Origin of the sequence: Dyadobacter luticola, from assembly GCF_005860805.1 — a bacterium.
Lineage (GTDB): Bacteria > Bacteroidota > Bacteroidia > Cytophagales > Spirosomataceae > Dyadobacter > Dyadobacter luticola.
Genome location: NZ_VCEJ01000005.1, coordinates 46,146 through 58,155, shown reverse-complemented (window position 1 = coordinate 58,155; position 12,010 = coordinate 46,146). Strand labels below are relative to the sequence as shown.

Annotated in this window: 5 protein-coding genes; all 5 read right to left on the bottom strand. The window is 48.5% G+C overall.

The features are described from left to right. Positions 1-5 precede the first annotated feature (5 nt). Entirely contained in the window at positions 6-1,265 is a 1,260-nt protein-coding gene (locus FEN17_RS19330; protein ID WP_171037970.1) for a hypothetical protein, read from the bottom strand. Between the two features lie 109 nt (positions 1,266-1,374). After that, positions 1,375-3,018 carry a SusD/RagB family nutrient-binding outer membrane lipoprotein gene (locus FEN17_RS19325; RefSeq protein ID WP_138367044.1) on the bottom strand — a complete coding sequence of 548 codons (1,644 nt, stop codon included), beginning with the start codon at positions 3,016-3,018 and terminating at the stop codon, positions 1,375-1,377. A 37-nt stretch (positions 3,019-3,055) separates the two neighbouring features. Then, entirely contained in the window at positions 3,056-6,445 is a 3,390-nt protein-coding gene (locus FEN17_RS19320) for a SusC/RagA family TonB-linked outer membrane protein (RefSeq protein WP_138367043.1), read from the bottom strand. Positions 6,446-6,962: 517 nt separating this feature from the next. Then, positions 6,963-8,615 carry a SusD/RagB family nutrient-binding outer membrane lipoprotein gene (locus FEN17_RS19315; RefSeq protein ID WP_138367042.1) on the bottom strand — a complete coding sequence of 551 codons (1,653 nt, stop codon included), beginning with the start codon at positions 8,613-8,615 and terminating at the stop codon, positions 6,963-6,965. 24 nt (positions 8,616-8,639) lie between these two features. Continuing rightward, the gene (locus tag FEN17_RS19310) at positions 8,640-12,008 is read right to left on the bottom strand and encodes a SusC/RagA family TonB-linked outer membrane protein (protein WP_138367041.1); all 3,369 of its coding nucleotides are present in this window, start codon (positions 12,006-12,008) and stop codon (positions 8,640-8,642) included. Positions 12,009-12,010 lie beyond the last annotated feature (2 nt).

Sequence of the window (12,010 nt, the reverse complement as noted above, 5' to 3'; positions counted from 1 at the left end):
TAAGGTCAGGGTTTTGGACTGTCATTGACTAATTTGAGCGCCTGCTCCATGTAAATCTCCCCGGTCATTTCTCCGAGGCTGGTGCGGCTCACATATTCATATCTTTTAAAACTGTTGAAATCAACCTTTGTCAGCATATAACCGAATGCATCATTGGTCAAGCCAAACAAAAACGGCTGCTTCGTGTTCATGTACCTTTTCACGTAAAAACCAATGTTGGGCAATGCTTCGCCGGGAATGGTCAGCACCTGCGCGGTACCAATGTTGAGCAAATTCAGTTGCGTCGCGATCCGATTTTCACCCGCCATTTCATTTTTAATCGGTGATTTTTGGAGAATGTAGCGCATGATCTCCGAATCAACCGGAAATTCAATTTTTCTCGCTGTGCAGAATAATGCAGGATTTTCTTGGACTGGCGCATCTTTTACAATCCGCAATGCCTCGTCGGCCAGCAACTCGCCGATTCGCCTACATTCATTCCAATCATTTGCTTCCTTGCCACCTTCAACGCGGTTATCAGCAGTGACCATGCCGCCCTGCGCGCCATTCATAAAAACGGCGACTCCTCCGCCCTGCGATTCTATCCGATCATAAAGTGGCCCGCAAAGATCGGGACTAAGAATGCCCCTGCTAGCCCCGATCACTTCCGGGTGAATCGCATAGTTAACCAATGTTGCAATTGCGCTCCCCTTTTTCGCTCCAGAAGTGGCAATCGCCTGGATTACGCCGCAGCGCGGATCATAAAGTTGGTCTGCATAATAATTATAAGCGATTTTTCCTTTCGCCTCACCTACCGCGATTTTCAGGGAAGCATCTTCCAGCTTGCCCACCGCCTCATTTACCGCCTCGGCAATTTTTTTAACACAATCATCGAGGTATTTCAAATCAGCAAAAGACTCGCCTTTTTCGTTCGGGAAACCGTAAGCATCCGGCCCGCTGTGTGTATGCGTAGCGCCGATCAGGATGTTTTCCGGCGGTATACCTTTGATCAGAGCGCGTGATTTGTTGCCCAATGCGGCAGGCCAGCCGAGATTGTCCACATTCACGATCGCTACGCGGACATTGCCTTTCTCCAAAACCAATGCACGAATCGACAGCTCTCCGTTTTTTTGGATAGATTTTTTAGGTGTACCGATACCGCCGGAAACCGATAGCAGCGGATCGGGCGTAATGATCCGCATGGCAGCGCCTGCACGGAAATGTTGCGCCATCGTCAGTTGCGCGATTCCCAGTAGCAGGCAAAAAAATATGATCCTAATTTTCATGAACAAAGGGGTTTATCTCAAATTCAAAAACTCCTTTTTAAAAATAAACCGGAACTGTCGTCACTCGGACAGCCCCGGTTTCAAATACTTCACCTTAATTCAAAATTCATTACCATGGCTTTTTCGTGCCCTGGATCAACCATTGTTTCGACCACGCACTGTTGCCTTTGTCAGCCTGCGAGTAGCTGGTGATTTCCAGCCGGCTCACCGCGCTTTCTGCATTCGCCTTGTTGATCTGCAACTCATCCTGCATGTAGTAGAAACGCACCGGCAGAACTTCTCTTTTCGCAGCCGGACCCGCTTTCAAGGCAGGGAAACCTGTCCTTCTGAAATCAAACCAGGCTTCGGTCGCGGCCGTCCAGCTTGCGATCCATTTTTGCTCAATCACCTGCTGGATGCTTTTATCAAATGCCACACCCGGATTGGCAATGTAAGTCGCGTAAGATCCGCCCACGGTCCAGGTATCCATCGATGCTTTCACACCCGCTTCGTAGCGGTCTTTTGCGGTACCAGCATTCCAGCCCCTTAATGCGGCTTCCGCCAGGATGAAGTTCACTTCGGCGGCAGAGATCAGCCTTGCTTTCAACAATGGGCCTTTTGCTTGCTTATAAATGTTATTCAAAAACGAAACGTGCGGGTTGTAAGAAGTTTGTCCCGGCGTAGGGTTCAAGTTATAGGACGACGGCAATGCCGAAAAACTTGGTGGCAAACCTACGTAGTCGGGATCGGTATCTACCACCGTATTTTTCACTTTGTCCGGCGACAAAATTCTCTTACCGTTCACAATTTTATCGGTTCCGGCTGGCTGCGTAGCATCTACTACCAAAGGCACTTCCACTTTATTCGCCCAGATACCCAGACGCGGGTCTTTCAATGTTTCCAGCTTTTCTACCAGCGTGGCGCACATTTTAATCCGGCGATAACCGCTTCCGCTGGCATCATACACCGAGTTGGCAGGCCACGAATCCTGATCACTGTTACCTGGAAATGACATTGTTGCATCGTCGGCAGGCACAGTGATGATCGGATACTGCGTTGCATTGCCAATCACTTTTTCAATACCGGCTTTCGCAATATCAGGTTGTTTTATCGACAAACGCATGTAGTAACGGAGCAGCAAAGAGTTGGCCATTTTTCTCCATTTGGTCGGGTCGCCGCCGTAGTAAACATCCACATTATCCACAATACCGTCGTAATCCGCTTTGGACTTGGACAACAAGGTGTTGGCTTTTTCAAGATCAGCGATGATGCCTGCGTAGATTTTATCCTGTGTGTCAAAAGCAGGCAGGATGTCGGTTACCGCACCGGCTTCTCCTTTCAATGCATCGGTGTAAGGCGCGTCGCCCCAAAGATCGGTGATCAGACCAAACATGAATGATTTCATCACCAATGCCACACCCTGGTGAAACTCGAATTTCGTTTCCACGGCGCGGTTGTAAAGCAGATCATTGTTTCGCAGAATATCGTAATACGCATTCCAGCTCTGGTTTCCGCCCCAATCGTAATCATTGTGGCTGCTTGCCCAGGCGTCTTTTTGCGTATGCTGCACCACCCCGGCGATATCCATATAACCAAGGTTCACATAGGCTTTTGCAGCTTCTGTCAAAACCGTAGGCATTACCAGGTTCGGGTTCACGGTCTCGGGACCCACACCATTTGGGTTCTCGTTGAGCTCCGACAAATCTTTACAAGAGAATGTAAAAACCGCCAGCAGCAACGGAATTATGATGGACTTTTTGAATATTTTTTTCATGAGTATATTTTTAAAAAACAGACTATATGATGCTGAATTAGAATGTCAAACCCAATTTGAAACCGATCGGCATCACCCAGGGAGTCACATTATAGCGCTCGATACCTTGCTTGAACTGGGTACCTGCCTGTGCGCCGGATTCCTGCTGGAAAGCCTGCTCAGGATCGATACCGATGCCTGCTTTGGTCCAAAGGATAATGTTGCGGCTGTACACGGCAATGTTCGCATTCTGCAAACCCACTCTCTTCACCCAGGTTGCGGGCAGATCGTACCCGATCGAAACTTCGCGCAGCTTTACAAAAGAGGCGTCGAAAGTGGCCGCGCGGGTAAAATCCCACGGATAGTTATCTCCGTAAGGAATGTATTTGGTATCTTTTCCGCCCAGGTTTTCGGTATAGCCTGTGATCTCGCCAGCTTCATTGTACTGCGCAATCACGCCGGGGTTGAACACCGCATAGTTGTACGTATTACCGCCATATTCAAAAGGAAAGCCGCCGTACTCGGCAGTCGGGCCGCCGACAATGTTGAAATGGTTACCCCGAACCACCACCTTGTCATTATCCACCAGGTAGTTTCTCAGCTGGTCGCCGCTCAGGCCATTTGGGTTAATCAGGTTATCCAGGAATCGCTGCGATTTCAAATCCGATTCGCTGTAACGATAGGTTTGTGACACAAAATTGCCGCCCTGTCTCCAATCAAATGTCATATTCAAAGTAAAGCCTTTGTACGACAGCTGGGTTTGCAAACCAAGTATAAAATCCGGGTTGAAGTTTCCAATCTTGTTGCGGGTGTTGGAAGCCGCAATGCTCTGCCAAGAACCGTTCTCATCCAGGATCGGGTAACCATAGTAGGGCGACGCTTTGTCTTTTACGGTAACGAGCTCGGAATCATACAAATCACCAATTTTTTCACCTACATAAGTCCAGGCGCCACCTTTCGCGTCTGTCCAAAGTGTGTAGAAATCCAGTCCATCAGAAAGTGACTTAATCGTCGTACGGTTTCTCGACCAGTTGGCATTGACATCCCATCTCCAACCATTTTTAGCGATTGGCGTGCCGCCCAATGTCAGTTCAAGACCTTTACTTACCAGCAAACCAGCATTGATATTTTTCTGGGTAAAACCACTCGATCCCGGCAATTTGGTTGGGATAATCTGGTTGCGGTTTTCAACCTGATAATAAGTAGCCGCAAAACGAAGCTTGTTACTGAACAAATTCAAATCCAGCCCATATTCATAGGAAGTCGCAATTTCCGGTTTTAAATCCGGCAGCAGGATTTTACCTGATTTACTCAAACGCGTAATGCCATCCCACGCACCCAAATTATCCATAGTAGCCAGCAAGCTGTATGGGTTGGTATCATTACCTACCTGCGCCGCGCCGCCTCTCAATTTGAACAAGCTGATCGAGTTTGACATCTGGAACATTTCATTCAGCAAAACACTCAGAGAAGCCGAAGGATAGAAGTAAGAGCGGTTGGCTTTTGGCAATGTACTCGACCAGTCATTACGTGCAGTCAAGTCCAGGTAAATCATGTCCTTGAAACCCAGGTTAGCCAACCCATACACACTGAATACGGCGCGCTCAGTCTTGTAGCTATTGATGTTGATGTTAGCAGGCGCAATGTTGGAAATCGTATAAAGTCCCGGAATGATCAGACCTGTACCATTCTTGGCAGACGTGTTCACGTCCATGTTTTTCTGATAACGGGTGTTCCCACCTGCCGAAACCGACACGCTGAAATCGCTGATTTCCTTTTTGTAAGTCGCAAGAAAATCGGCATTGCGCTCGAAACGTGACAGGTTGATAATACCGTAAGATCCGCGGGCATCATTGGTATAGCTGTTACCGATTTTCGTCTCACGGTCTTCCTGATACGTATCCAGCGAGTAGCGGCCCATCAAACTAAATTCCGGCGTAATTTGCCAGTCCGCTTTCAGGTTACCAAAAACACGGTCGCGGACAAAGCTGTTATTTACTTCATAAGCCAAAAAGTACGGGTTGTTGAAATCGCCCGGGCCTTGCGACAATTGCTGCAAACCTTCCTGACCAGGTACCCAGTAATTTCTCAGCTCCTTGATATCAATATGTGGAGAAACGGCGTACGCCCATTGCAGCGGGTTGGTACCACGGTTGGTAGCAGGGCGGTTGTTGGAATTGTTTCTGCTGAAATCAATGTTGGTACTCAGTCTTAAATTCTTCGCTAGTTTTACAGAAGAATTGACATTCAACGAGTTGCGAAACAAATCGGAGTTTGGAATAATCCCTCTGTTTGTCATATTGGAGTAAGACAAGCGGTAGCTAACCAAATCCGTGGAATTCGCTACCGAGACACCATTTGTTGTCGTGATACCGGTCCGCACAAAGTTTTTAACATTATCAGGGTGCGAAACCAGCTCGGTGGGGATCGGGTTTCCGTTGGCATCTTTCGGGCTGTTCCACTGGATGGCTTTGTAACCTTTATCCAACTCAGGACCCACGCCGCCCGCCGAATTTTCATCGATCATCAGCACGCCGCCCGGGTACGGATTATTGTCAGGCGTAAAAGGCAAGATACCTGTCGCGAATTTCGAGTGCATTTTCAGGTATTTGTAAGGCTTGTCAAAAACCGTGTTCGAGTTCACCGAAACCGTCATTTTCTTCGCTTTACTACCGCTTTTGGTCGTAATCAAAACCACACCGTGACCGGCGCGTGAACCATAAAGTGCCGCTGCGTTGGGCCCTTTCAGAATTGATACGCTTTCTACATCGTCGGGGTTAATGCTGGAAATTGCATTACCATAATCCACGCGGTTATCATTACCAATCTGGCTGACGTTGTTCAATGTGTTTGTGATGGGTACGCCGTCAACCACGAAAAGTGGCTGGTTATCATTACTTAACGAAGTAGCGCCACGGATGATCATGCTCACCGAAGAACCGGTACCACCGGTCGAACTGATCGTTACCCCCGGCACTTTTCCTGAAAGTGAGTTCAAAACATTTTCCTGCGCCACGCGGCTGACTTCCTTGCCGTCTACCTCGCTTACTGAATAACCCAGTGAGCGTTTTTCGCGGGAGATACCTAACGCAGTTACGACGGCCTCATTCAATGTAGCCGTTCCCTCTTCCAGCGAAATATTGACTACCGACTGGTTGCCGACCGTAATTTCCTGTGTTTCATGGCCAATGTAAGAAAACACGAGTATCGATTTCCCGCTGTCATCGACGCTAATCTCATAATTTCCCGCCGCATCGGAGCTCGTACCTACCTGCGTTCCTTTTACGATCACATTCACGCCGGGCATCGCCGATCCGTCTGTTTTTGCAGTAATTTTTCCTTTGACGGTTCGGTCCACGGCGTAAGCAAACCTGGGGCTGGCCATTAATGCAACTACGAGCAAACACAACAATGTTCGTCGCAGGTTAATAATAGAATTTGAATCCATAATTTTTGAGTTTAAGGTGATTGTCACTTGTCATGGTACTTAGAAATAGGGCTTATTAAAAAATCCAGCTGTCAGAAAAACCTATATAACCAGTGTCAAAGAATGTCGCCGGGTAAACGATCACAGACCTTCACCTCCGCCGGGGCTGCCGGAACTCAACCCAAAATCAAAATCAGTTACATTACGCCAAGGGGTGTGGAATGGGCTATTGTGGTGTGTTACTTTCTTGAAATGTTAATGTTGGTAGCTGAGCAGATTTAGAGTTGTGATGCTGAGCGAATTTAATGCTGTCATACTGAGCGAATCTAACGCTGTCTTGCTGGGCGGAGTTAAAGTGTCATGCTGAGCGGAGTCGAAGCACGTTACTGGCTCGGCACAATGTAAAAAGGGCTTAGTGCCGAGCCAGTAGCTTGCTTCGACTCCGCTCAGCATGACAACTCTAAAGGGCGCTCAGCATGACAACGTTAATTCATCTTGCATGACATCAATCCGCTAAGTATGACAACTTTATGCCGCATTACTTAATCAACCACATCTTCGAAAACTGGTCATCCACGGCCGGTGACAGCGACGACACGCCCAGGTCATAAGCCGTGCGGTTCTGTCCCAGTTCGTTGCCCGGGTAGCGGTAGCGCTCAGGGAATGGAAAACCGTCCAGACGGCCGTTTTTGAATATATTAGGCAAATGTGTCCTGCGCAGGTCGAGGTAAGCTTCGGAGGAAACCAGGAATAACCCGATCCACTTTTGGTCTGCGATTTTAGCGAGCTGGCCGGCTTTATCGGCTGGTAGTGCTACGCTTGCCTGTGCCAGATATTTGTCAATGCTGGCCTGACTTACGCCCCAGCGCAACATAGAGTTGGTGATTCCTTTGCGGTAATAAGTATCGGCACTTCCGGTGATGTAGCCTTTTACAGCTGCCTCAGCCAGGATAAACTGCACTTCGTCGCTGTTCAAAATCATCGCTTTCAGCAGAGGATGCTTGTTTTCCCTGAACAGTTTCGAGAATTTGGAAACCTTGAAATTACCTACTGTACCACCGGCCGCAATGTCGTAATGTCCGTTCCCATTTTTCCAGTCGGCCAGCATTCCGGCAATGAAACCTGCGTATACTTTGTTGGAATCCAGCAGGATATCTTTCGTGGCGTATTGCGCGATGTCCTTATTTTTCCGGTTAATGTACTCCCAGGTTGAAGTGTAAGTATAACCATTCGGATCGGTCGTCGTGAAGCTTACACCGTTTTTAGCAGGGTCGTTGGTCCAGGGTTTTTCGATGGGTGCAAACCAAACTTGCATTCTTGGGTCATTCAAATCCGCCAGTTTGTCGACCAAAGTTTTCGCAGGTCTTCTGGTATCGAAATTGTCGATGGTTCCCCAGTTTAATGTACCGCCCGTCCAGGAATTGCTGTTTTCACCACCCAATGTTCCCACGTACCCGATCGCCGCATTGTCCGAAGGATCGCTCATCAGCGGCGCGGTTGCCAGCGCTGACATTCTTGCTGCAACATCCGGCAACTTCGCAGATGCACGCATTAACAATCTCAATTTCAAAGAATTAGAAAACTTTTTCCACTTCTCTTTATTTCCTCCATACATCAGATCATACGTATCTGAAATCGGCTCGGTACCTGCGTCCATTAAAGCATTTGCTTCGTCCAGCTCGGCTAGCAAGCCTGTGTAAATCTTATCCTGCGTATCGTATTTCGGATATAAAATCCCTTCCCGCGCTTTAAGTGCCTCTGAATAATATACGTCACCGTAAAAATCGGTCATGTAAGAAAAAAGCAGCACCCGGAAAACCTTGAAAATTCCCTGGTGGGTTTTGGAACCCCTGCCTTCGGCAAGTCCTGCGGCGCCGTCGATTAGTTTCAGAATGTCCATCGCCGTGTACATATCATTGATCGGCGCTTTGAAGCCCTGGTAAAAATTGTCGCCGCTCTGGTAGTTGCTTTCCATGTGCTGGACAGCCCCCGGAAGCATGCGGTTATCGAAACCCATTTTCTGGTAAAAAAGGGTTGTCTTTTTAATGATAGAGGCCAGCAGGTAAGGATCGTTCACCGATTCCACTGCGTCTTTTTGCTGGAGAGAATCATAGGTTCTCAGTTCATCGTCACTGCAGGAAACCAAACCTGCTATCGCCACCAGCGTAAATACTTTTATAAATGATTTCATGTTGCTTCTGAATAACGGTGGTTATTAAAAATCAAGGGACAGTTTGAAGCCGTAAGAGCGAATGCTTGGCAAAGTAGCGCGCAGGATACCCTGGCTGGCACCCACACCCGAAAATGCCGATTCCGGATCTTCATGGCGGCCCGACTTGTTCCACTGGAACAGGTTTCTGCCCACCAAGGCCAATGTTACATTGTTCAGTTTGTATTGTCTGGTCAATGCCGTAGGCAAGGTGAAGGCCAGCGATACTTCCCTCATTTTGAAGTTGGTAGCATCGTAAGTACGGGTAGAAGCGAAGTTCCAGATGATGTCGCCGTAACCATTGTAAGGGAAATCGTAGAAGGTATTTTTCGGGTCAGCACCATTTACAATGTAGTCCGAATCTTTCGCATCCGCCGGATCGCCTTCGTAAGCTGGGTTCAGGAAAACCCCTTTTACGTAGCTCGCATCCTGGAAATCAGAACGTTTGTCATCGTTATTCGCATTGATCGCTTCGTACTGGCTGGAACCTGCCGCCGGCCAAACCAGACCGCCATGCTCCGCGTCGCGACCGCCCACCCAGTAAGGATTGTTTTCGCCCGCACCCAACGTAGTCACTGCGCGACCATTCGATTCCAGATATTGCTGATTGACAGAGACATATTTACCACCCTTTCTCAGGCTACCTACCATGGTCAGCGTGAACTGTTTGTAGCGCAATGTGGTGTTCAGGCCGAGAATAAAATCCGGATTATAGTTACCCAGCTTACCGCGGTCTCTTTCGTCTGATGATTGCTGGATTTTACCCTGCTCTCCATCCAGCAGCGCCATACCCGCATATTGTCCCGATTTTACCCGGATCACCGGGTTCTCTTCGTAAATGTTACCGATGGTCTCGCCTTTCGCGATCTTCACTTTGGTCTTGCCATCATAGTTTGCGAAAACATATCCGTTCGGTGCAAAGCTGTCTGATAACCTGGTGATCGTTGCTTTGTAATGTGTAAAGCTGGCGAAGATATCCCACGAGAAATCCTTGGTTTTGAAGGGCGAGATAGTCAATCCCCACTCGTAACCTTTGCTGCGTACATCCCCGATATTGGTCAGTAAGCCGGAATATCCGGTTCCCTGTACGAGCGGAATGTTGTCGATCTGGTCTTTCTGGGTTTTGACAAAATAGGTCAAATCAAACTTCACACGGTTGCGCAGCAGCCATACATCCACCCCGGCTTCCTGCGTGATCGAATGTTGTGCTTTCAGGTTCGGATCCACGATACTTGCATTCAAGTTCACGGTATTGATCGAGCCCCAGGGATTAGCGTCATACGTGTAGGTATCAATGGATCTTCTTCTCGTCAGACCGTTACCCACATCTGCCAATCCCAACCTGAATTTCAGCAGGTTAAATGTTTCAGGCAGCTTGAATGTTTCCGAAGCCAGCCAGCTCAGAGAAGCCGAAGGATAGAAATAATGTATTTTTTCTTCCGCCAGGATACCTTTCCAGTCATTACGTCCGGTGACATCCAGGTACAACATATCATCCCAGCCGATCGTCGCGGTTCCATAGGCGCTCAGCGACTTACCCGTCATGAAAGGATTACCTGCCACCGTCATAGTACCCGCCTTAATGTTTGCCAGGTTGAAAAGCGAAGGCGAGTTCAGGTCGTTACCGGTGATTTCCTGGCTGCTCTGGTTGGTAAACCGGTAGTTTCCACCACCCGCCACGGTCAGCGAAAGTTTGCCAAAGTTTTTATTATAGGTCAATATCGCATCCGTATTGGCTTCCACGCTGCTATTGTTTCCGGATACATATTGTCCGAAAGGATCACCTTTTTCACCCCAAGATTTGCGGAGCTCGTAAGTTTCCTTCACATTCTCCATACCCGTCCGCAGCAAAAGCGACAGATGATCCGTGAACTGCCAGTTGAGCTGGATTTTACCAAAATAATTGTCGCGGCCGAAGCGGTGGATTTTCTCATAAGTGGTCCACCAGGGGTTGTTTTCAGCAACATCGACCCCATTGTCCTTCATGATCGCGCCATTTTGCTTTACACCTTCGAAACCGTCGAGCCAGTAGCTTTTCATATCGCCCAAAGGCTGTAAGTTGCTCGGCATGTTGAACAGCAAACTGTTCAGCACACTGTTGCTACCGGTCGAGTTGGCTTTATTCGGGTTGTACGTATTAATGTAGCTCGCATTGATCGAGACGGTCAGCCGGTTGGTAATGTTATACTGCGAGTTGAAGTTGACCGACTTCTGCTGCGTCTTAGTGTTGGGCATCACCCCTTTATTGGTCATGTTGGACAAAGACAATCTGAAAGAACCTTTGTCATAATTACCCGTCACGCCAATGTTATTGGTAAATGTGGTCCCGGTTTGCAGGTAAGCTTTCACACGGTTTTCGTTGGAAGAAACCATTGGGCCGTTTTTCCAGCTTTTGGATTTGATATCCCAGTAATCCGACTTAAAAGTGCCGTCCAGTTTTGGACCCCAGGTATCGGTATTATCATACTGCCACTCGTAGGCGCGCTCGCCCTGCCCGAATTCCATCTGGCTTTCGATAAACTGGTAAGGCTTTTCAGCAGTAGCCATGGTCGAGAAGGATACGCCCAAACCTTTTTTACCACCTTTACCCGTTTTGGTCGTGATCATTACCACACCATTTCCACCCTCCGCACCGTATAATGCACCCGCGCTGCCGCCTTTCAGGATTGTGATCGACGCAATGTCATTCGGATTGAGCTGGGAAAGAATGTTACCGAAATCGACACCGTCTTTCGCAGTGAATGTTTGTGTACCCACCGGAATACCGTCGATCACATATAAAGGTTGGCCTTTTACAGAAACGTTAGCCCCGCCATCGCCGGTTGTGGGCATGGCCGTGGTACCGCGGATGTTGACCAAAACCGAAGAAGTAGGGTCGCTGCTGAGGCTGGTCAGGTTCACGCCGCTCACTTTTCCGTCCAGGGCTTTCATGAGGTTCGGGTTACCGCCTTTTACAATGTCTTCACCTTTTACATCACTTACCGAGTAAGCCAGCGATCTTTTATCGCGGCTGATACCCAGGGCAGTTACCACCACCTCTTTCAAATTTTCAGCGCTCGGGCTGATCACCACATCGATCACACTTCTGCCATTGACCGGCTCTTCCAGCTGGTCGTAGCCTACGAAAGAAAACACCAGTGTAGGGTTTCCGGTACCGGCTTCCAGGGAATACTCCCCTGCTGCGTTGGTCGTAGTTCCCGATTGCGTGCCCTTGATAAGAATGTTCACACCAGGCATGGCGGAACCGTCTTCTTTGGAAGTCACCTTTCCCTTCACCATCGACTGCGCCTGCGCAAACGAGGTAAAAGCCGCCGCCGCAAAAACGGTGAGCAAGGTGCGGAGGAAGGATTTTTGAAACGTAGAAACTAGATTCATAA

Excerpts from the sequence above, each read along its gene's own strand:
- FEN17_RS19330 (WP_171037970.1), bottom strand. The coding sequence starts at position 1,265 with ATGAAAATTAGGATCATATTTTTTTGCCTGCTACTGGGAATCGCGCAA.
- FEN17_RS19325 (WP_138367044.1), bottom strand. The coding sequence starts at position 3,018 with ATGAAAAAAATATTCAAAAAGTCCATCATAATTCCGTTGCTGCTGGCG.
- FEN17_RS19320 (WP_138367043.1), bottom strand. The coding sequence starts at position 6,445 with ATGGATTCAAATTCTATTATTAACCTGCGACGAACATTGTTGTGTTTG.
- FEN17_RS19315 (WP_138367042.1), bottom strand. The coding sequence starts at position 8,615 with ATGAAATCATTTATAAAAGTATTTACGCTGGTGGCGATAGCAGGTTTG.
- FEN17_RS19310 (WP_138367041.1), bottom strand. The coding sequence starts at position 12,008 with ATGAATCTAGTTTCTACGTTTCAAAAATCCTTCCTCCGCACCTTGCTC.